Below are 20,713 nucleotides of genomic sequence, written 5' to 3' on the forward strand. Positions count from 1 at the left end.
CCACCGGCCCGCGCGACGTTCGTCAGCACGTCTCTCGCGGGGCCTGGCGGGAGGAATAGGCCAGACGGATCCGGCCGTAGCATTCGCAGGCTCTGGCTTCGAGCTTGCCGCGGTCGGTGACGGTGAGATTGCCGCGACTGTAGTCGATCGCGCCGGCGTCCATCAGCTCTCCGCAGATCATGTTGACCGTAGCCCGGCGCAAGCCGAGCGTCTTGGCCATGACGTCCTGCGTCAGGTAGAATCCTTCGCCCTGCATGCGATCGCTGGTCTGCAGCAGCCATTGCGACAGCCGCTGGTCTGCCGGATGGAGGCTGTTGCAGGCGACGAGCTGCATCAGCTCGATCGTGTGCGCCTGCCCATAGCGCAGCATCGCTTCGCGAACGGACATGAACCGGAGCAGAGCCTGGTCGAATGCCGCGATCGGGACCCACGTCGCCTCGCCGGCGACCAGAACCACCGACCGGCCGAGCGCCCTGCCTCCGCCGAGCACGATGGCGTAGCCGACGAAGCCCTCGTATCCCACCGACCCCTGCTGGACCGACCGGCCGTCCCCCATTTCGGCCATGATCGCCACGACCCCCGTTTCGGGAAACACGGCATGCGTCACTTCGGCATCGTTCTCGTAGATCACCTCGCCCGCCTTCATGTCCCGGCGCTGCACGTGCCCCGCGAGATGGGACAAGGCATCGGGTGACAGAGACGCGAGGATCCGGTTTCGGAACACGGGGGCGATGGGACCTATCGATACGACACGACTGCGATTCGAAACATGCCCCTCAAACCTTGCACGGTCCGCAGTATCCGTCCAGTTTAGTGAATTGTTAACCAGTTAAAGCATAGGTTTCGCAATGTACGATATCGATCACAAGAAGCGGAAAATCTGACGTGGCATCGCCCGTCCGTGCTTCGGCGCGGCTGAGGATCGGGAGGATGTACAAATGTCTGCCAGGCGTTCCGCCGATCGCCGACGCCGTCGATTTTATGGGATCCGTTGATCTGGACACGGCACCACGCCGTACAACATCGTGGTCGATACGACGAGGGCGAAGGACGACGATGGCGAGTGCTCATCCGATGGGATCGTTGCGGGATCGCCTGCTTGCGACGGAGGCGGACGCTGCTGCGGATCGCTACGGCATTTTCGCCGACATGGCGGATGCCTATGTCGCGCGCACTCTGGAAGCCCTCAGCAGCATCGACGCCGCCACGCGCGACGCCGACCATGATCCGGTGAGGGTCGAACGGATGGCGGAGATCCGCGCCAGACTCGATGGTCTGGACGATCTGATCGTCGCCCTTCGCCAACTGCAGGCGCGGACGACGGTCGACAGCACGATCGACTGACGTCTCCGGCCACCGGTTCGAACGCCTTCTGCGACCAAAGCCGACCAACGATCGGACTTTGGCCCGGCGGAAGACTCTCAGCTTCGGTTGTCAGTGGTTGTTGCGCGGGATCCCCTTGTCCTGCGCGATCCGCTGGTAGTTGACGGCGGGCTTGAGGACCATGCCACCCGAGAGCTGATCGACGATGCCGCGCTGGATCTCCTGCCACGGCGTCTGGTGGCCGGCGAAGGAGAATCCGCCCCTCGCGGCGAGTTCCGCCCGCCGCTGCGACAGTTCCTCGTCCGAAACGAGAATGTCGGCCGTGCCCTGCTTCAGATCGATGCGAACGCGGTCGCCGCTGCGCAGCAGCGCGAGACCGCCCCCGGCGGCCGCCTCCGGCGAGGCATTGAGGATGGACGGCGAGCCCGACGTTCCCGACTGACGGCCGTCCCCGATGCAGGGAAGCGAATGGATCCCCCGCTTCAGAAGCGCCGCCGGAGGCTGCATGTTCACCACTTCCGCCGAACCCGGATAGCCGATCGGCCCCGTGCCGCGCATGAACAGGATGGTGTCCTCGTCGATGCCGAGCGCCGGATCCTCGATGCGGGCGTGATAGTCTTCCGGTCCCTCGAACACCATCGCCCGGCCTTCGAAAGCGTCCGGATCCTCCGGATCCGACAGATAGCGTTCGCGGAACTCCGGCGAGATCACCGACGTCTTCATGATCGCGGAGTCGAACAGGTTGCCCTTCAGGTTGATGAAGCCTGCATCCCGCTTCATCGGCGCGGAAACGGGGAGGATGACGGCCGGATCCAGGTTTTCGGCGTCACGGCAATTGTCTCCGATCGAACGGCCGTTCGCCGTCATCGCCGCGGGGTGCGGCAGAAGGCCCGCCTTCATGAGTTCGGCCACCACTGCGGGCACGCCGCCGGCGTGGTGGTAATCCTCGCCGAGAAACACGCCCGCCGGCTGCAGGTTGACCAGCAGCGGAACGTGGTGGCCGACGCGCTGCCAGTCGTCGTTGTCGAGCGGAACGCCGAGGTGGCGGGCGATGGCGTTGAGGTGGATCGGCGCGTTGCTCGATCCCCCGATCGCCGAGTTGACCACGATCGCATTCTCGAACGCCTCGCGCGTCATGATGTCGGACGGCTTCAGGTCCTCGTGTACCATGTCGACGATGCGCTTGCCCGTGTGCCAGGCGATCTGGCCGCGCTCACGGTAGGGCGCGGGGATCGCCGCCGAGCCCGGCAACTGCATTCCGAGCGCCTCGGCCAGGCTGTTCATCGTGGTGGCCGTGCCCATGGTGTTGCAATAGCCGACCGAGGGCGCGGACGAGGCCACGCGGTCCATGAACTGGTCGTAATCGATCTTGCCTTCGGCCAGCAGTTCGCGGGATTTCCAGACCACGGTGCCCGATCCGGTCCGCTCCCCGCGATACCAGCCGTTGAGCATCGGTCCGACCGACAGCGCGATCGCCGGAATGTTCACGGTGGCTGCTCCCATCAGCAGCGCGGGCGTCGTCTTGTCGCAGCCGATCGTCAGCACCACGCCGTCGAGCGGGTAGCCGTAGAGGATTTCCACGAGCGAGAGATAGGCGAGGTTGCGGTCGAGCGCGGCGGTCGGGCGCTTGCCCGTTTCCTGGATCGGATGGACCGGGAACTCCAGCGGGATGCCGCCCGCCGCCTCGATGCCGGCGCGAACCCGCTTGGCGAGCTCGATATGGTGCCGGTTGCACGGCGAAAGATCGGACCCGGTCTGGGCAATGCCGATGATGGGTTTCCCCGACTGCAGTTCTTCGCGCGTCAGGCCGAAGTTCAGGTATCGTTCGAGATAGAGGGCCGTCATCCCCGGGTCGGCCGGATTGTCGAACCACTCCTGCGACCGCAGTCTCTTGCCTGTACTGCCCGAACCGTTGCCACCGCTCATCGACATCCCTCCGACTTGTGTGCCTAGCGATAGTGCAGGCCCGCCGCGCGGGCAAGCGCCATGCAGCGGTGTGTGAGGCTGGGTTGATGGACAAGTCGAAGGCGCTGCGCTAGTCCAGTCGACACCGGGAGAAGGAGCAAAGCATGGCCATGAATCTGGAAGGCCGGGAGACGATCGGCGCTCCCATCGACAAGGTGTGGGCCGCGCTGAACGATCCGGACGTGCTGCGCGAATGCATCCCGGGCTGCGAAAGCCTGGAGAAGACCTCGGACACCGAAATGGCCGCGACCGTGTCCTTGAAGATCGGTCCGATCAAGGCCCGCTTCGCCGGGGCCGTCACCCTCCTGAACCTCAACCCGCCCCACTCCTACACCATCCAGGGCGAAGGCAAGGGCGGGATCGCCGGCTTCGCCAAGGGTGGTGCCGATGTGGTGCTGGAGGAGGCCGGCCCGCAGGAGACCCAGCTTTCCTACACGGTCAACGCCGACGTCGGCGGCAAGATCGCGCAGCTCGGCAGCCGTCTCATCGCCTCGACTTCGAAGAAGCTGGCGGGCGAGTTCTTCGCCAAGTTCAACGAAGTCGTTTCCAGCCGCTGACCCCGCTTCACCGCTTCCGGTAGTTTGCCGGCCGCTTCTCGAGGAAGGCCTGGACGCCCTCCTTGTAGTCGTCCGACATGCCGGCTTCCCGCTGCAGCCGGCGCTCGAGTTCCAGTTGCTCGTCGAGCGTATTGGTCGATGCGGCCTGGATCGCCTGCTTGGTCAAGCCGTAGGCATGGGTGGGGCCGGCGGCGAAGGTTTCGGCGAGAGCGCAGGCTTCCGTCATCAGCCTGTCGTCGTCGACGGCCTTCCAGATCAGCCCCCACTGCGCCGCCTGCTCCGCCGACAGCGGCTGTGCCGTCAGCGCAAGCGCCTTGGCGCGCGCCTCGCCCAGCATGTGCGTGAGCCAGTAGGTGCCACCGGCATCGGGAACGAGCGCGATCTTCGAGAAGGCCTGGATGAAGGTCGCCGATCGTGCGGCGAGCACGACGTCGCAGGCGAGCGCGATGTTGGCGCCGGCGCCGGCCGCCACGCCGTTGACGGCGCAGACGATGGGCTTCGGCATGTTCCGCATGGCGCGGATGAGGGGATTGTAGTTCTCGTGCAGCGTCCGGCCGAGGTCGGGACGTTCCCCGCCCATGTCGCCGACGTCGGACAGATCCTGACCCGCGCAGAAGCCGCGCCCCTGGCCCGTCAGCACGACGGCGCGGATGTCGGCATTGCCGGCGCATTCGTCGAGCGCCGCGCGAAGCTCGGCATGCTGCTGCCGATTGAAGGAGTTCAGCCGGTCGGGCCGGTTAAGCGAAATCACGCTGTAGCCATCCCGCCGATCGTGCAATATTGTCGCTTCGCTCATACGCATGCTCCTCCTCGCGCCGGACCGACCGGCCTCTGCCGCAGCTACCATGGACCGGGCACCCGCCGGTTCTCAAGGGGATGCCGCCGGACGACGGTGGATCGCGCGAATGGCGGGACGCGGAGACCGGTCTTGTGGATGGCGGTTACCGGCTGGCAGGAGTGAAGGCAAGTCAGATGGTGGAGACGGGATACGAAAGGCCGAAGCCCCGGGCGCAGCTGACCGCTGATCTGTTCGAGGGACTGTTCGCGGGTTGCACAGGCGAAACCTATCGTGCCGGCCATCACCTCTTCATGCAGGACGACGTCTCCGACCGGGTCTACGGCGTGACCGCCGGCGCGGTCGAGATCGCGATCTACTCGGAGAGCGGACGCAAGCTCGTCGCCAATCTGGAGACGGAGAAATGTGTCTTCGGCGAGATCGGGGCGCTCGACGGCGGATTGCGGACGGCGACCGCGACCTGTCTGACGGACGCCACCCTCGTTTCGCTGTCGCGCCGCCAGCTGATCGACCGGATCCAGCAGAATCCGCAGCTGGCCACGACCATGATCTGGCTGCTCTGCGCCCGGCTCCGCTACGTCAGCGCCGAATTGGGCGATCAGGCCCTGCTCAAGATCGAGGCGCGCCTGGCAAAACGGCTCTCCTTCCTGTCCAGCCTGATCGAGGACGACGGCGGGTGGATCCACATCTCGCAGTCCGATCTGGCGGAATTCCTCGGCGCGACGCGGGAATCGGTGAACAAGACGCTGACCGACATGCGCAAGGGCGGCGTCATCGACGTCAAGCGCGGCGCGATCAAGATCCTCAACACCCGCGCGCTGGAGCGGCTGGGCGCCGGTCCCGACGACTGATCCGGCCGGCGTGCGGCGCCCTCACGCCCGGCGGAAACTGCCCGGCGACGTCCCCACCGCCTGCTGGAAAGCGCGCACGAAATGGCTCGCGGTCTTGAACCCGGTGGACACCGCAACCTCGTTGACCTGCATTTTCGTCGTCTTGAGCAGCACCTTGGCCCGCTCGATGCGCTGGCGCAGGACGTAAGCGTACGGCGGTTCGCCGACCGACTTCTTGAAGGCCCTGGCGAAATGGAACCGGCTCAGCCGGGCGACCGCCGCCATGTCGTCGAGCGAAACCTCCGCGCCCAGCCGGGAATCGACGAAATCGAAGACGAGCTTCAGCTGTGCACCCGACAGTCCCCCGGACTGGCCGGGCGTCAGCTTGAGTGCCCCCGTCTGCATCTGCGCCACCTCGATGGCGGTAAGCAGCGCCAGCGTCTCCGCATAGAGCCTGTCCGGCTCCTGATCGCTCGCCATCACCGTGCGCATCTTTTCCAGGGTGGTGCGCAGGCGCGCGTCGTCGAAATAGACCATCGCGAAGCTGTCGGTCGCCCGGTACAGCCGTTCGGTCTCCGTCGCGATCTCCTCGGGATCGAAATAGAAGGCGGTGAAGCTGTTCGTGCGGTCCACGGGAGCCGCAAAGCCGGAAATGGACGTGTGGCGCGGCAGATAGGTCATGTTGTTGCGCAGGTCCTTGCGCTGGATCGGCCGCATTCCGTCCACGACCATGCTGCCGTCGGAGAGCAGGAGATCGTGCAGGCACAGATAATGCCGGTCGCAGGTAAGGCTGAAGCTGTATTCGCTGGCGCCGTTTATACGCGAGAACTCGACCGAGAAGCCACGCCAGCTTTCAGTCCGGTGGACGTCGGGGAGCCGCGCCTCCGGCCGAAAGGAGAATTGCAGCATAGCGTCTCTGTTCATGGCGCCTCCCCCGGATCCCTCTGTCTGCAAGTGCTCGTTTTCAAGGACACCCTAATCTACAGGATGACATCGCATAACACCCCAGGCGAAGAAAAGTTGCGTCCGCTTGCTGTTTTTTGTGCCGGGCTCGGCCCGTGCGAGTACGAACCGGCAAGATCCAGGCGCACAGGAGCAACCAGCCCCGCCGCCATGCGCGCGGAAGCCTCGGGATCGTGAGCCGGCGTGATTCGCGTCGCAAGGACGCCGGTGTCCGCTCCGCCGGGGCGGACATGCCCGGCTGCCTGCGAAGCTGGCGGAGTTCAGAACGCTTCCCAGCCGTCTTCCTCGTGGGCCGTGTCAGGCTTGCGCAACGCCGCCGAACGCCCGGGCGCATAGGTCGACCGTGCCGGCTGCTGCGAGCGCGCGGGCGCGCCATGCAGAGATCGTACGTGACCGTGCCGGGACGCGGTCGATGAACGGCGTGCGATGCCGACCTCGAACCGGCCGACGAGTTCTGCCATGGCCTCCGCCTCTCGGTCGAGCGAGACGGCTGCCGCGGTGGACTGCTCCACCATGGCGGCGTTCTGCTGCGTCGACTGGTCCATCTGGCCGATCGCCACGTTGATCTGGGCGATGCCCGTCGACTGCGCCTCGGCAGAGGCCGCCATCGCGCCGACGAGTTCGCTGATGCCGCCGAAGGAGGCGACGATGCGCATCAGGGCGTCGCGCGTGTTTCCCACGAGGGTGACGCCGTTGTCGACATGCGCGGTCGAGGTCGAGATCAGACCCTTGATCTCCTTGGCCGCCTCTGCCGACCGCTGAGCCAGCGCACGCACCTCCTGAGCGACGACCGCGAAGCCGCGGCCCGCCTCCCCGGCGCGGGCCGCCTCCACACCGGCGTTCAGCGCCAGCAGGTTGGTCTGGAAGGCGATCTCGTCGATCACGCCGATGATCTGGCCGATCTGCGCGGACGACTTCTCGATCTGCTCCATGGCCGTGATCGCCTCGCGCACGATTCCGCCGCTCTTCTCCGCATCCGAACGGGTCGACGCCACCGTGCGATCCGCCTTCCGCGCGCCCTCTGCAGTCTGGCGCACCGTCTCGGTCAGTTCATTCAGGGCCGCTGCGGTCTGCTCGAGGCTCGCCGCATTCTGCTCGGTGCGCTTCGACAGGTCGTCGGAAGCGCGCATGATCTCGCTCGTCCCGCCACGGACGGTCTCCGCGCTCGCCGCAATCGAGGTCAGCGCACCCTGCAGGGCGTCGACGGCCCTATTGAAGTCGATCCGGAGCGCCTCGTACTCGGCCGGGAAGTTCTCTGCGATGCCGTTCAACAGGTTTCCGGCGGCGAGGTTCTTCAAGCCTCCGGCCAGGGCCTGAACGACCTTCTGCTGCTCGCCGGCGCGCGCGGCGCGTTCCTCTTCGTTGCGGCGCCGCTCGTGTTCGATCCCGGTGATGTCGGACGCAATCTTGATCACCTTGTAGGGCTTGCCCGCAGCATCGAAGAGCGGGTTGTATGAACCCTGAATCCAGATTTCACGGCCGCCCTTACCGACACGCGCGAACTTGTCGGAAAAGAATTCGCCGGCCCGAAGACGGTCCCAGAAGGATTTGTATTCCGGGCTGGACGAATAGGCCATGTCGACGAACATCGAGTGGCGCTTGCCGAGGATCTCGGCTTCGGTATAACCCATCGTATCCAGAAAATTCTGGTTGGCTGTCAGGATCGTTCCGTCGAGGGCAAATTCGATCACTGCCTGCGAACGCATGATGGCGGCAACCTTGGCGTTCAGCTCCCCGATCTCCGAGTTCCCTGCATTCGCCCCATCCTTCGACCTGAAGAACCGCATGTCTTTACCCCCTCGATTCGCTGCCCGATCGCTTGCAGCGTGCTTCTACGACGCGTGCGTGGTCACGGAATCATCACGCGCATCTTTCGAGGGCAGAGTGTGAGGCGTGATCCTTAACAGATTGCCAGCAATTGCTCGCGATCGACGAAGAATATGCAAAGTTTATACAACCATGGGGAGTTTACACTCGGCAGCGTCAATCGATCCTAGAAGACCGCGTTCGTAGGGGCGGGCGCGCACCTCGCCCGGCACGTCGTGCCGCTCTCCTCCAGACCGTGACCCGGCAGGGACAGGACCGCCGGATCGCCCGTATCGGCCTGAGATCGCAGGTACTGCAGCGCGCGTCGTCCGGGCATGAAGAAGTAGCCGCCGCCTGCGACGGTGACGAAGGCCTGGAGATCGGAAAAAACGAGCGGCCCGTGCCGGGTCGGTACGGTAAAGGCCCCGTCGCCGGCGGGATGCCCCACGATCGGGTCCTGCTCGCCGTGCAGGGTCTGGAAGTTCGGATTCATCACCCAGGTCTGCTGGACGAACTCGAACTGCCGCTCGATGTCGGCGTTCAGGCACATGAACAGGATGCCCTTCCGGTCGTCCTGCTGGAAGGCGCGGCTGATGCGCAGCAGCCGGTGGCGCTTGGCGAGTTCGATCTGGGCCTGCGGATCCTTGCCGAGAGAATCGCGGGGATTCGACCGCCGCGCATGCGCGCCGAGTGGGCATGCGAGCCCCTGCGGATCCTCGCCTTCGTACAGAAAGCCATTGTCGGCCACGTCTTTCCGGCGTCCCTCCGTCGTCTCCGCCTCCCGCCGGACGGGATTGCGCACCAGCGAGGCGCCATCCTTCCAGCGTCCGAACATCTTTGCGCCGACCCATTCCGTGGCCGGCCGCCCGTCTATGGTCTCTTCGCCGAGGCCCTCCGCCGTCCGGCGGCAGAAGGTCTCGAAACGGTCGACGTGCTGGACGAGCTGGCGCACCACGAGGAAGGAGCCGTTGCGGCCGAAATCGCGCCAGTCGCGCCCTTCCCCGCCCACCGGCGGCACGGCCAGCGGGCTCAGGCACTGCCCGCGATCGAATCCCGCCGGAACGGCGATCGGCGGCGGCGCCTTGCCGGTCTGGTCGGGGTAGCCGAGCAGGAATTCCCCCGCCGCCACCTTGTGCTGCGGGTGGACCGGCCCGCGTGCGCGCGGCGTTCCCTCGATCACCGGCTGCGAGATGCCGTCGCGATAGCCGAAGTGCTCGAGCGCACGGCCTTCGGAATCGGTCTTGATGATCAGCGGCAGCCGGTGGATCACCCGCATGCCTGCGACCTCCGCCTCGGCGATGGCCGTCGCGATCATGCCGGCAATGCGTGCGGGTGTCGCGTAGCAGACGAGGATCGCATCGGCTTCCGCGTCGCCATGCCCCCAGGCCCAGTTCACCGCTGCATTCTCGCCGACGTCGCCCAGCACCCGGTCCTGCCCCGGCGCCGCCATGCCGCGCAGGAAGACGGTCGGCAGCCCCGCGACGCCCTCGTCCGCAAGCCCGAGCTTTCGCAGCCCGGCTGCGCTGAAGGCGACCGTCATCGCCTCCCTCTCCGGCACGCGCGCCCCGAAGCTGGCATTGGCCAGAACGAAGTCCAGCCACTGCGCCCGCTCGGCGGCCGGCGGGCTCTCGGGCAGCCGCAGCGCGATCATCTCCGCCGCCTGCAGCCTGCCCATGCCGCCGAAGGCGATCGACTGGATCTCGTCCGTCTCCAGCACGCGTGCCGGCAGCGGCGCCGAGCCGAAGCTCGACAGCAGCGCCGCGGCGTCTGTCTCCGTGCGGGCACCGGCCACGGCCTCCCGGATCGCCGCATTGCGGCGGATGTGGAAGGTCGTCAGTTCCGGATAGGCCGAGTACCAGAACAGCGTCGGTATCTGCTGTTCGCGCGCCCACAGCTTGAACTGCGCGCCGTTGGTGGCGCCCTCCTGGAACAGGTTGCGGGTCCGCGGGAAGCCTGCGGTGTTGCTCCACACGCCGGTCAGGCCGGCATGCGCCTTGGTGATGAAATCCTCCAGATAGCTCTCCCAGCTGCCGCCGTAGTTGCTGAAGAACAGCAGCTTGTCGGTGCCGGGCAGGAGCACCCAGCGCGCATAGTGGATCGACCCGATGTCCGACAGGCGGCCGGGTTCGAACGCACGCGTCGCCGCGATCTTGATCGCCAGGAACGTCAGCCGCAGCGTGAGGCGGCGCAACCATCCGGGCTTCATCACGGATACGGCGGCGAGATGGTTCTGTGCGACGTGGTTCTCACCCGCCGCGATCGGCTCGAAACGGTCCGGCGGAAGGGGCGCGCCCTTTTCCGCATCCCGTTCCTCCGCGCGGCGCAGGCGCCAGTACAGCAAACCGGCCGTCCCGCCGGCGAGGAACAGGATGGTCAGCAGCGCGAGGGACAGGGCCGCCAGCCAGGCCACGAGCGCGCCCCCTGCCGCCTGCGCCCCGGAGAAGGCCACGCGCGCATAGAGCGCGCTCAGCAGCGTCAGAACGGCGAGGGAGCCACCAAGCGCCTTCCAGGAGGTCAGCCAGCGGAGGAAGGCGGAGGCCAGTGGCTTCGTCGGCCCTTCGAGGCCATGAGGGGCAGGCTGGAACGCCCAGTCGTAGCCGCCAAGCTCTGCGAGATGCCGGCGCAGCCTTTGGAGGCGCGCAAGCGCCGTCTCGTCCGGGTCGGGCCGCAGCCTCGACAGTTCGGCGCGCAGCTCTGCTTCCAGACAGGCCTCCGCCTTGATCCGCGCGACCCCATGTCCGGGCGTGCCGGTGAACACCAGGCCCGCAGGTGTCCGCAAGCCCGGGCCGACCCGGACGCTGTGCATCAGCAGGAAGCTCGTGAGTTCGCGCCCTGCCGGGAGCACGCCGGCTTTTTCGAAGACGGTGCGCAGGAACGGGCCGGCCTTTTCCGCCATCAGCGCGATGGCCTCGGCCTCGCTCCCGTCGGCGGAAAACTCCAGCACCACGTCGAAGCGGCCGTCGACCGTCTCCACACGCGGGTCCGCGCTGCCGATCACCGACAGGCTGGCGAAATGCACAGCCCGCGTATCGTCGAGCGCGGCCCGGATTCCGCCGGTCGCCGGGTTTCCTAGCCGCGCGACTTCGTCGCGAAGCGCCGGAACGTCGACCCCCGATGCGACCGGCGCGGCGATGGTGACGAAGGCATGCGGCACCGTCCGCGACAGAGCATCGGTATCGAACGTGACGCAGAGCCTTTCCGGGAAGGCACCGCGCCGGGAAAGACGCCCGGCGCGGCCCTCGGCCCGCCGCAATCCCGGCCGCATGAACAGCGCCCGGAAACACTCGCCGATCTGTACCCGCGCGATCGCCGACCCGATGCACCAGTGGATGCCGTGGCCATAGACCATGTAGTCGCGGCAGGAACGGTCCGGATCGAACCGCTCGGGGTCAACGACGGATTCGGCGTCGAACATGGCCGAGAGGATCGACGGCATCACGGTGGCGCCCTTGGGGACGAAACGCTCCCGCGGCGTGCCGCGGGCGATCACCGTGTCGACCGCGGCATAGCGGAACGGACCGACGAAGATCGGCTTGAAGCGCATGGCCTCCAGGATCGCGCGGTCGAGCGCGGCGTCGTCCCCGCCCTTGACCGCCTTGACCACCGCCGCGCGGGCTTCCGGCATCGACAGGATGACGTCGAGGCAGTTGCCCGCAGCGAGCAGGTTGGTCGGTGCGAAGCCGGAGATCATGCCCATCATCACCGACCGGATCTCGGGGATCGAGATCACCTCCGGGCGCTGCTCGTTGAGGAGGACGAGGCGGGCGAGCGGCGTGTCGGCTGCGATCTCGCCGCGCTGCGCCCGCTCGATCGACCGGTCGATCGCCGCGAGCATGTGGTTGGCCGCCACCACGGCGAGTTCTCGGGTGTCGGCATTGCCGGCGGGATCGGCGAAGAACAGCGTCGACAGCGCGATCGACCAGTCGGAGAAGGCCGCATCGTCGTCGATCGCCATCCCGAAATAGTCGCGGCAGACCCGCACCGGTACGATCTTGAGAAGTTCGTCCACCGCATCGAAGCCGGGCGTCGCGGTGCGCATGATGTCGTCGGCATGACGCCGGGCGATCGGCCGCACGCGACGCTCCACCTCGTCGGGCGGGAAGGCGGTCAGGATGGGCGACTTGAGCTTGCGGTAGGCGGCGCCGTCCTGCATGCCGAGAATGAAGTTGGAGCCGTCGGCCATCTCCATCATCTCGGGACCGAAAGGCGTGTGGAAGACGTCCTGGCGCTCGAACACTTCGCGCACGTCGGCTGCTCGCGTCACCAGCACGAAATTGCCGATCTTGGGGTTCGGCCACCAGCGGCGCAGCAGCGAGAGCCAGCCGCGTGGATTCTCCATCAGCCGGCCGACCACCTTGCCGAGGAGGCCGCGCGTGCGCAGGCGCTCCGGATCGAAGGGAGGCAGGGCATGGGCTGGCCTCTGACTGGCCTGCGCCTTCCTGATCCCGTCGAAGTACTTCGTCTGCACGATGCCGTTCCCTCTTGCTCGCAGGTTGCAGATAAATTGCTGCGCACGCCACTGTAAGTGAGGCGCTTCACACTGCTGACGGGTCGGCGGATTTATTCTGCAGCGAGATAGGCGTCGATCAGGAGCCGGTTGCAGGCTTTGTCGGCGAACGGGATCAACTCGGCCTTCTCCACCGTGAAGCGGGGATCCTGCGCCAGAAGGATCGCCCGCTCGGCGCGAGCCTCCTGATGCCGCCCCGAGCGGGCGAGTGCGCCGGCCTTGAGGAAGCGGGCATACCAGTAGGCGGGCGCGAGCATCAGCGAGCGTTCGGCGCTGAGGATGGCGCCCTCCCAGTCGCCGGCAAGGCACTGGGCGGATGCGAGTTCACCGAGATTGTGGAAGCGGTAGAGGTCGAAGGGGCTCAGCCGGTCGGCGCCCTGGAACAGCGGGATGGCCCTCTCGGCCTCGCCGAGCAGATTGTGTGCGCTGCCCATGGCCGAGCGTGCGAAGGCGAAGCTCGGATTGATCCGCAGGGCCTCCGACAGATGTTCGAGCGCCGCGCGCGGCCGGCCGGACATGATGTCGGTGATGCCGAGATAGGCGTGCGGCCGCGCGTCCTGGCTGTCGACGTAGAGGGCCTTGCGCGAATAGTCGACGACGCGCTGGAGATCCTCGCGGTACTCGCCGCTCGCGCCGAAATTCAACCAGGAACGCCAGAAGTACCACCACGCCAGTTCGTCGAGCACCGTGGACGAGTTCGGGTCCCGCTCATAAGCCGCCTGGAAGAACTCGAGCGCGCGCTCCGTGTCCTCCCGCGTCCGCCGCTGCATGTGCCAGCGCCCGCGGCGCACCAGCTGCCAGGTCTCGAGGCTCTCCCAGGGAACACGGAAGGTGCGGGCCTGCTCGATCCGATCGACCTCCTTCTCCAGCGTGGCCACGATCTCGCTGCCGATCTCGCCCTGCATGTCGAACATGTCGGTCATGTCGCGGTCGTAGCGGCGCGACCAGATGGTGCGGTCGCTCGACGCATCGTCGAGCATCGTGCGCACGCGCAGCTGGCTTCCGTTGCGGGTCACCGTGCCGGTCACGACGTAGCGGGCACCGAGGGCCTGCCCTGCCGCCTCCGCCGTCACCGCGGCGTCGGCGAACTGGCGGCTGGAATTGACGGATATCACCGGCAGCCACCGCACGTTGGACAGCCCCGCGATGATGTCCTCGGCGATGCCCTCGCCGATGTAGCGGGTCTCCGGATCGTCGGGCTCGCTGCGCAGCGGCAGCACCGCGATCGCCGGCGGTCCACCCTTGCCGTCAGCCCGGAAGAACGAGAAGGGCGCCGCGCCGTCCTGCCGCGCGACCGGCTGCGGCGTGCCCCGCTCTACCCGGTAGGCGCGAACCGGAAGGAGGATGTTGTGGAAGTTCTGAATTCCGAGGTCGATGAAGCGCACCGCGGCGCGGTCGCGCACGTGCTGCCAGGTCGTGTCCGAGATTACCACGCCGCCCTCGGGCGCGATCTCCTGCAGCCTGGCGGCGATGTTGACGTCGTCGCCGTACCGGCTCCCCTCGCGGACGATGACGCTGCCCGTATTGATACCCGTCCGGAACGACATCCGCCTGTCGGGAGCGATGGCCTCGTTGCGGTCGCGGATGCGGTCCTGGAACTCCAGCGCGGCGAGCAGCGCCTCCACCGGCGCGCCGAACTCCGCCATCATGCTGTCCCCGGCAGGGCCGAAGAGCCGGCCGCCATGATCCGCGCAGCTCGCCTCGATGATCTCCCTCATCTGCTCGAAAGTCGCCACCGTCGCCTCGTCGTCGATGCCCATCAGGCGGGAGAAACCCGCCGCATCGATCGAAACGATCGTCGCGACCTGCCGCGTATAGCGCGGGCCGGCCATGCATTGCCCCATTTCCGTCGGAAGACCGCCCCGGCCCGCGACCCGAACCCGTCGCTTGTGGCAGGAAGACGAACCGCCGATCCATCAACTCACGCTGCAGTCGGACGGCGGTCGATCGGCGCCGTCCCACTGCAAACTGTCAAGTCTTCTTAACAAATACGGGGTCGCATTTCCACCACGACGGGTAGGTCCGCAGCGACTTTATGCTGAAGGTCGAAAGCACCGCCATGACCACTTCGGCAGCCCGCGCGGCGATCACGCGCGGACAGCTTTCCCGCCGCCTATTCGAACACGATCGCGGGTCCCTCGCCGCCGCCCTTGCCGACCTCGAGTTGCTCGATGACCTTGGCGGCTATGTCGCGATAGACCCGCGCGTGCGGTCCATCCGGCTGCGAGACCACGACAGGCGCGCCCGCGTCCGAACTCTCGCGGATCGCCATCTCGAGCGGCACTTCGCCGAGGAACGGGACGCCGAGACGCTCGGCCTCCCTGCGCGCACCGCCGTGGCCGAAGATGTCGTAGCGCGTGCCGGTATCGGGTGCCACGAAGTAGCTCATGTTCTCGACGATGCCGAGCAGTGGCACGTCCACCTTGCGGAACATGTTCAGACCCTTGCGGGCGTCGATCAGCGCCAGGTCCTGCGGCGTGGAGACGATGACGGCGCCCGCGAGCGGCACCTGCTGCGCCATGGTCAGCTGCGCGTCGCCGGTGCCGGGCGGCATGTCGACCACAAGCACGTCGAGCGCCCCCCATTCCACCTCGCGCAGCATCTGCGTCAGAGCCGACATCACCATCGGTCCGCGCCAGATCATCGGCGTCTCCTCTTCGACGAGGAAACCCATCGACATCGCCTTCAGCCCGTAGCGCTGCATCGGCTTCAGCACCTTGCCGTCCACCGTCTCGGGCCTGCCCGACAAGCCGAGCAGACGCGGCATGGACGGGCCGTAGATGTCGGCGTCGAGGATGCCGACCTTCATGCCGAGCGCCACGAGGCCGAGCGCCAGGTTGACGGCCGTGGTCGACTTGCCCACGCCGCCCTTGCCGGAGGCGACGGCGATGATGGCGGCCACGCCTGGAACGCCGCGCTTGCCCGGCTGGCGCGAGGCGGGCGCCAACTCGGGCGCGGGGCGCGGCGCGTGTGAATGGCCATGCGAATGCCCGTGCGAATGGGCCTGCGGCGCGGGACGCGGCGGCGGCGCCGGCGCCCGCTCCATCCCGCCGCCCTTCTTCTCGGCCGTCAGCGCCACCATGGCGCCGGTGACACCCGGGATCGCCTTCACCGCGCGCTCGGCGGTCTCGCGCAGCGGCTCCAGTTCACGGGCGCGGGCCGCCGGCACGGTGATGGAGAAGAATGCCTTGCCGTCGGCGATGAAGATGTCCGACACGAGCCCGAGCGACACGATGTCCCCGCCCCCATCGGGTCCGGGGATCGTCCGCAGCTTCTCGATGACGGTTTCCTTCGTGACGGACATCTGGCCCCCTGCTGAATGCGCGGTCTGACGTCACACATAGGTCAATGACGCCCCGACACCAAGCGGGGTGGCGGCGCAGAAGGCCCGAAAGGCGACGCGACGCGAAGGATTTCGCGGCGCGCCGTTCGTGGTCGGTAAGCTGCCGCTAGCCGTGCGCCACCATCACGTGGCGCACCGCCGTATAGTCCTCCAGCGCGTAGAGCGACATGTCCTTGCCGTAGCCGGACTGCTTCAGCCCCCCATGCGGCATCTCGTTGGTCAGCATGAAATGGGTATTGATCCAGGTGCAGCCGTACTGCAGCCGCGACGCGGTGGCCATCGCGCGGCCGACATCCTTCGTCCACACCGAGGAGGCGAGGCCGTAGTCGCTGTCGTTGGCCCAGCCTACCGCCTCGTCGACGTCGGAGAAGCGCGTCACGGAGACGACCGGCCCGAACACCTCGCGCCGCACGATCTCGTCCGACTGCAGCGCGCCGGCCACGACGGTCGGCTGGTAGTAGAAGCCGCCCCCCTCGCCCGGCTTGCCGCCGGTGGTGATCTCGATGTGGTTCAGTTCCGAGGCGCGCTCGACGAAGGAAGAGACGCGGTCGCGCTGACGCTTCGAGATCAGCGGTCCGATCTCGTTGACCGTGTCGTCCTCCTGGCCGTAGGCGATGGTCGAGACGGCGGAGGAGAGGTCGGCGACCAGCTTCTCGTAGATCTTCTCGCCGGCGTAGATACGGCAGGCGGCGGTGCAGTCCTGGCCGGCATTGTAGAAGCCGAAGGCACGCAGGCCGCTGACCACGGCACCGAGATCGGCATCGTCGAACACGATCACCGGCGCCTTGCCGCCGAGCTCCAGATGCGTGCGCTTGACCGACTTGGCCGCCGCCTGCAGCACCTTCTTGCCGGTCGCGATGTCGCCGGTGATCGAGATCATGTTGACCTTGGGATGGTTGATCAGCGCGTTGCCGACGCTCTCGCCGCGCCCGAGCACCACGTTGACCACGCCTTCCGGCAGCACCTCCGCCAGGATGCGGGCGAGCTTCAGCGCCGTCAGCGGCGTCTGCTCGGAAGGCTTGAAGACGACGGTGTTGCCGCCGGCGATGGCAGGCGCCAGCTTCCAGGCCATCATCATCAACGGATAGTTCCACGGCGCGATGGAGGCCACGATGCCGATCGGGTCGCGCCGGATCATCGAGGTGAAGCCCGGCAGGTACTCGCCCGCCACCGCGCCCGGCATCGAGCGCACCGCGCCGGCGAAGAAGCGGTAGCAGTCGACGATCGCGGGGATCTCGTCGTTCTTCACCGCGTTGATCGGCTTGCCGCAGTTCAGCGCCTCCAGCGCCGCGAACCCCTCGGCCTCCGCCTCGATGCGTTCGGCGATCTTGAGCAGGTAGCCAGAACGCTGCGCGGGCGTGGTACGCGACCATGTCGCGAAAGCCTTGTCGGCGGCCGCGACCGCCGCCTCGATCTGGCCCTGGTTGGCCTCGGGCAGATTGAGGATCGTCGCGCCCGTCCTGGGGTTGAGGATCGGTTCCTCGGTCTCGGTCCCGGCCTCGAAGCGCGAGCCGATCAGCATTGCGGTGTCCATGGTGTCTCTCCCTTTTATCGAGAAGCGAATGGCGAATGGCGAATGGCGAATGGAAAGACCCTATTCCCTATTCCCTATTCCCTATTCCCTATTCCCTATTCGCTATTCGCTATTCGCTGTTCGCCACTCGCCCGTTTCATTTGCCGCCCCCCGCGATCTGGTCGCCGTCCCGGGTCAGATAGAAGGCGGCGAGGATCGGCAGGAAGGTGACGATCACCACCACCATCGCCACCACGTTGGTCACCGGGCGCTGCCGAGGCCGCACCAGTTCCTCCAGCATCCAGATCGGCAGCGTCGCCTGCTGCCCGGCCGTAAACGTGGTCACGATCACCTCGTCGAAGGACAGTGCGAAGGCGAGCATGCCGCCGGCCAGCAGCGCCGTGCCGATGTTGGGCAGGATCACGTATCGGAACGTCTGGAAACCGTCCGCACCGAGATCCATCGAGGCCTCGATCAGGGAGGCCGAGGTGCGCCGGAAGCGCGCCACCGCGTTGTTGTAGACAACGACCACGCAGAAGGTCGCGTGCCCGAGCACGATCGTCCAGGTCGAGAACGGAATCTCGGCGATCGAGAAGGCCGAACGCAGCGCGATGCCGGTGATGATGCCGGGCAGCGCGATCGGCAGGATGACCAGCAGCGAGATGGTCTCGCGGCCGAAGAATTTCGTCCGGCTGACGGCCGCCGCGCACAGCGTGCCGAGCACCAGCGCGACCGCGGTCGAGATCGACGCCACCTTGACCGACAGCGTCAGCGCCTCCCACACGTCCGGCCGGTTCCACGTCACCGCGAACCATTTCGTGGTGAAGCCGGGCGGCGGCCAGGCATAGCTCTTGTCCTCCGTCGTGAAGGCATAGACGAAGATGAGCAGGATCGGCAGGTGCAGGAACAGGAGCCCGGCCGCCGCGGCAAGCGTCAAGGGCAGCGACGCCCGCTCGTTGCGGTCAGCACGCATGGGGAACTCCCGCTCGCAGCCTCCGCTCGGCCGTCATCCTCGGGCTTGTCCCGAGGATCTGCCAGCGTTCGCGGGTTGTGAATGTCGGTGAGCAAAGAAGCATGCCGATGGCTGCGACTATCGGTCGGCCGGCGGTAGATCCTCGGGACAAGCCCGAGGATGACGGCGCGAAGGCGGGCACCATCTCACATCGCATCGAACGCCCCCAGCCTCTTGGCGCCCCAGAGGTAGAACCCCATCACCACGATCGGTACCACCGTGAAGGCGGCCGCCAGCGGGATGTTGCCCGCCGTGCCCTGGTGTGCGTAGACCGCCTGGCCGATGAACAGCCGCGACGTGCCGACGATCTGCGGGATGATGTAGTCGCCCAGGGTCAGCGAGAAGGTGAAGATCGAGCCGGCCACCAGCCCGGGCAGTGCGAGCGGGAAGATCACGTGCCGGAAGGTCGTGGCCGGCCGCGCGCCGAGGTCCGAGGAGGCTTCCACGAGATTGCCCGGCACGCGCTCCAGTGCCGCCTGCAGCGGCAGGATCATGAAGGGCAGCCAGACGTAGAGGAACACGAGAAACGTGCCGGTATAGCTGAACGACAGCGAATTCCCGCCGACGATCGGCAGCGACAGCCAGGCTTCGAGCAGCCATGTCAGGTGCAGCTTGGCCAGCAGCCAGTTCAGGATGCCTTCCTTGGCCAGGATCAGCTTCCAGGCATAGACCTTGACGAGATAGCTCGACCACAGCGGCAGCATGACCGCGAGATAGAAGAACGCCTTCCACTTTCCCTTCGCGTAGCGCGCCGCGAAATAGGCGATCGGAAAGGCCACTGCCGCCGCCGCCAGCGTCACGATCGCCGCCATCGAAACGGTCCGCAGGATGATGTCGAGGTTCTGCGCCCGCAGCAGTTCGCCATAGGTCTTCAGCGTGAACTCGTACTGGACGAGGCCCGAGAACTCGTCGATCGAGAAGAAGCTCTGCGCCAGGAGTGCGAACAGCGACCCGAGATAGATGATGCCGAGCCACAGCACCGGCGGCGTCAGCAGCAGGAACAGCAGCAGCCCCGGATGCCGCCAGAACGTATCCGACATCGCCCCTGCGACGCCTCCGCGGCGCGGCAGGATCGCCGGGCTGGCCGACACGGCCATCAGGCCTCCTCCCCCATCACGTGCATGGCATCGCGGTTGAAGGTCAGCACCACCGCTTCGCCGTCCTCCGGCAGGCGGGTGCCGGCGGGCAGCACGGCGTTGAGCCGCAGGCCGTGGGCGTCCAGAGCCACGCGGGTGGCGGCGCCGAGATAGTTCTTCGAAATCACCCGCGCGGGCACCCCGTCGCCTGCGGCCTCGCGCTGGATGCGAATCTGCTCGGGGCGAAGGCTGCCCCAGCCGCGCTGTCCGCAATAGCGCTGCACGAAGTCCGGCGGCAGGACGTTGGACGAACCGACGAAATCGGCCACGAAGCGGGAGGCCGGACGCTGGTAGATTTCCTCCGGCGTTCCCACCTGCATGATGCGACCCTCGCTGAACACCGCCACGCGGTCGGCCATGGACAGGGCTTCGCCCTGGTCGTGGGTCACGAAGACGAAGGTGATGCCGAGGCTCCGCTGCAGCACCTTCAGTTCCTCCTGCATCTGCTCGCGCAGCTTGAGGTCGAGCGCGCCGAGCGGCTCGTCGAGCAGGAGCACCTTCGGCCGGTTGACGAGCGCACGCGCCAGCGCCACGCGCTGTCGCTGGCCGCCCGACAGCTGTCCGGGCCGCCGGTCGCCGTAACCGGGCAGCTTGACGAGTGCCAGCGCCTCTTCCGCTGCCTTGCGCCGCTCGGGCTTGCCCACCCCGCGCACCATCAGCCCGTAGGCGACGTTGTCGACGACGTTGAGGTGCGGAAACAGCGCATAGTCCTGGAACACCGTGTTGACGTTGCGCCGGTAAGGCGGAACGCCCTCCGCGGTCTCGCCGAATATCTCGATATGTCCCGCCGTCGGCTGTTCGAAGCCTGCGATCAGCCGGAGCGACGTCGTCTTGCCAGACCCGGACGGGCCCAGCATGGCGAAGAATTCGCCTTCCCGGACGGCGAGGTCCACCCGATCGACCGCTTTCACCGGGCCGTAATGCCGTGAGACGGACTGGAAGGAGACGGCTGTGGTCATCGT

15 protein-coding genes are annotated in these 20,713 nt (G+C 66.9%); 3 read left to right on the plus strand and 12 right to left on the minus strand.

The window, feature by feature from the left end; all coding sequences use genetic code 11:
• Positions 1 to 22: 22 nt before the first annotated feature.
• The gene (locus IAI54_RS15260) at positions 23 to 682 is read right to left on the minus strand and encodes a Crp/Fnr family transcriptional regulator (protein WP_235679059.1); all 660 of its coding nucleotides are present in this window, start codon (positions 680 to 682) and stop codon (positions 23 to 25) included.
• A gap of 203 nt (positions 683 to 885) precedes the next feature.
• On the opposite strand from IAI54_RS15260, the gene IAI54_RS15265 reads away from it, so the two are divergent.
• On the plus strand, positions 886 to 1,344 hold the full coding sequence (locus IAI54_RS15265) for a hypothetical protein (RefSeq protein WP_210321131.1): 459 nt from the start codon (positions 886 to 888) through the stop codon (positions 1,342 to 1,344).
• Positions 1,345 to 1,434: 90 nt separating this feature from the next.
• Here IAI54_RS15265 and IAI54_RS15270 read toward each other — a convergent pair whose 3' ends face one another.
• On the minus strand, positions 1,435 to 3,249 hold the full coding sequence (locus IAI54_RS15270) for an IlvD/Edd family dehydratase (RefSeq protein ID WP_420838227.1): 1,815 nt from the start codon (positions 3,247 to 3,249) through the stop codon (positions 1,435 to 1,437).
• A 143-nt stretch (positions 3,250 to 3,392) separates the two neighbouring features.
• On the opposite strand from IAI54_RS15270, the gene IAI54_RS15275 reads away from it, so the two are divergent.
• Positions 3,393 to 3,845, plus strand: coding sequence for an SRPBCC family protein (locus tag IAI54_RS15275; RefSeq protein WP_187968020.1), 453 nt, complete (start codon positions 3,393 to 3,395; stop codon positions 3,843 to 3,845).
• 7 nt (positions 3,846 to 3,852) lie between these two features.
• On the opposite strand, the gene paaG is transcribed toward IAI54_RS15275, so the two are convergent.
• A complete protein-coding gene (paaG, locus tag IAI54_RS15280; RefSeq protein ID WP_187968021.1) occupies positions 3,853 to 4,641 on the minus strand; it encodes a 2-(1,2-epoxy-1,2-dihydrophenyl)acetyl-CoA isomerase PaaG in 789 nt (262 codons plus the stop codon).
• 176 nt (positions 4,642 to 4,817) lie between these two features.
• Between paaG and IAI54_RS15285 the strand changes: the two genes are divergently transcribed.
• Positions 4,818 to 5,492: a Crp/Fnr family transcriptional regulator gene (locus tag IAI54_RS15285; RefSeq protein ID WP_187968022.1), complete on the plus strand. Its 675-nt coding sequence runs from the start codon at positions 4,818 to 4,820 to the stop codon at positions 5,490 to 5,492.
• 21 nt (positions 5,493 to 5,513) lie between these two features.
• Here IAI54_RS15285 and IAI54_RS15290 read toward each other — a convergent pair whose 3' ends face one another.
• From IAI54_RS15290 to IAI54_RS15330, 9 genes are all read right to left on the minus strand, one after another.
• On the minus strand, positions 5,514 to 6,395 hold the full coding sequence (locus IAI54_RS15290) for an AraC family transcriptional regulator (protein WP_187968023.1): 882 nt from the start codon (positions 6,393 to 6,395) through the stop codon (positions 5,514 to 5,516).
• A 299-nt stretch (positions 6,396 to 6,694) separates the two neighbouring features.
• Positions 6,695 to 8,221: a methyl-accepting chemotaxis protein gene (locus IAI54_RS15295; protein WP_187968024.1), complete on the minus strand. Its 1,527-nt coding sequence runs from the start codon at positions 8,219 to 8,221 to the stop codon at positions 6,695 to 6,697.
• A 206-nt stretch (positions 8,222 to 8,427) separates the two neighbouring features.
• Positions 8,428 to 12,708: a cytochrome P450 gene (locus IAI54_RS15300; protein WP_235679060.1), complete on the minus strand. Its 4,281-nt coding sequence runs from the start codon at positions 12,706 to 12,708 to the stop codon at positions 8,428 to 8,430.
• Between the two features lie 92 nt (positions 12,709 to 12,800).
• Positions 12,801 to 14,579 (minus strand): adenylate/guanylate cyclase domain-containing protein, encoded by a 1,779-nt coding sequence (locus tag IAI54_RS15305; RefSeq protein ID WP_187968025.1) that lies wholly within the window; start codon positions 14,577 to 14,579, stop codon positions 12,801 to 12,803.
• Positions 14,580 to 14,860: 281 nt separating this feature from the next.
• Complete coding sequence (locus IAI54_RS15310; RefSeq protein WP_187968026.1) at positions 14,861 to 16,051, minus strand: Mrp/NBP35 family ATP-binding protein; 1,191 nt, start codon at positions 16,049 to 16,051, stop codon at positions 14,861 to 14,863.
• Between the two features lie 145 nt (positions 16,052 to 16,196).
• Positions 16,197 to 17,624: a gamma-aminobutyraldehyde dehydrogenase gene (locus IAI54_RS15315; protein ID WP_187968027.1), complete on the minus strand. Its 1,428-nt coding sequence runs from the start codon at positions 17,622 to 17,624 to the stop codon at positions 16,197 to 16,199.
• 136 nt (positions 17,625 to 17,760) lie between these two features.
• Positions 17,761 to 18,576 carry an ABC transporter permease gene (locus IAI54_RS15320; RefSeq protein WP_187968028.1) on the minus strand — a complete coding sequence of 272 codons (816 nt, stop codon included), beginning with the start codon at positions 18,574 to 18,576 and terminating at the stop codon, positions 17,761 to 17,763.
• A gap of 185 nt (positions 18,577 to 18,761) precedes the next feature.
• Positions 18,762 to 19,712, minus strand: a complete 951-nt coding sequence (locus IAI54_RS15325; RefSeq protein WP_187968029.1) for an ABC transporter permease — start codon at positions 19,710 to 19,712, stop codon at positions 18,762 to 18,764.
• A complete protein-coding gene (locus IAI54_RS15330) occupies positions 19,712 to 20,710 on the minus strand; it encodes an ABC transporter ATP-binding protein (RefSeq protein ID WP_187968030.1) in 999 nt (332 codons plus the stop codon). Before IAI54_RS15330 ends, IAI54_RS15325 begins: the two co-directional genes overlap by 1 nt.
• Between the last annotated feature and the right edge of the window lie 3 nt (positions 20,711 to 20,713).

Origin of the sequence: Aquibium microcysteis (assembly GCF_014495845.1) — a bacterium.
GTDB classification, from domain to species: domain Bacteria; phylum Pseudomonadota; class Alphaproteobacteria; order Rhizobiales; family Rhizobiaceae; genus Aquibium; species Aquibium microcysteis.

What these genes read in the sequence shown, in the direction of transcription:
- IAI54_RS15320 (WP_187968028.1), bottom strand. Translation starts at nt 18,576, where the DNA reads ATGCGTGCTGACCGCAACGAGCGGGCGTCGCTGCCCTTGACGCTTGCC.
- IAI54_RS15310 (WP_187968026.1), bottom strand. Translation starts at nt 16,051, where the DNA reads ATGTCCGTCACGAAGGAAACCGTCATCGAGAAGCTGCGGACGATCCCC.
- IAI54_RS15295 (WP_187968024.1), bottom strand. Translation starts at nt 8,221, where the DNA reads ATGCGGTTCTTCAGGTCGAAGGATGGGGCGAATGCAGGGAACTCGGAG.
- IAI54_RS15275 (WP_187968020.1), top strand. Translation starts at nt 3,393, where the DNA reads ATGGCCATGAATCTGGAAGGCCGGGAGACGATCGGCGCTCCCATCGAC.
- paaG (WP_187968021.1), bottom strand. Translation starts at nt 4,641, where the DNA reads ATGAGCGAAGCGACAATATTGCACGATCGGCGGGATGGCTACAGCGTG.
- IAI54_RS15330 (WP_187968030.1), bottom strand. Translation starts at nt 20,710, where the DNA reads ATGACCACAGCCGTCTCCTTCCAGTCCGTCTCACGGCATTACGGCCCG.
- IAI54_RS15270 (WP_420838227.1), bottom strand. Translation starts at nt 3,249, where the DNA reads ATGAGCGGTGGCAACGGTTCGGGCAGTACAGGCAAGAGACTGCGGTCG.
- IAI54_RS15325 (WP_187968029.1), bottom strand. Translation starts at nt 19,712, where the DNA reads ATGGCCGTGTCGGCCAGCCCGGCGATCCTGCCGCGCCGCGGAGGCGTC.
- IAI54_RS15285 (WP_187968022.1), top strand. Translation starts at nt 4,818, where the DNA reads ATGGTGGAGACGGGATACGAAAGGCCGAAGCCCCGGGCGCAGCTGACC.
- IAI54_RS15290 (WP_187968023.1), bottom strand. Translation starts at nt 6,395, where the DNA reads ATGAACAGAGACGCTATGCTGCAATTCTCCTTTCGGCCGGAGGCGCGG.
- IAI54_RS15305 (WP_187968025.1), bottom strand. Translation starts at nt 14,579, where the DNA reads ATGGCCGGCCCGCGCTATACGCGGCAGGTCGCGACGATCGTTTCGATC.
- IAI54_RS15315 (WP_187968027.1), bottom strand. Translation starts at nt 17,624, where the DNA reads ATGGACACCGCAATGCTGATCGGCTCGCGCTTCGAGGCCGGGACCGAG.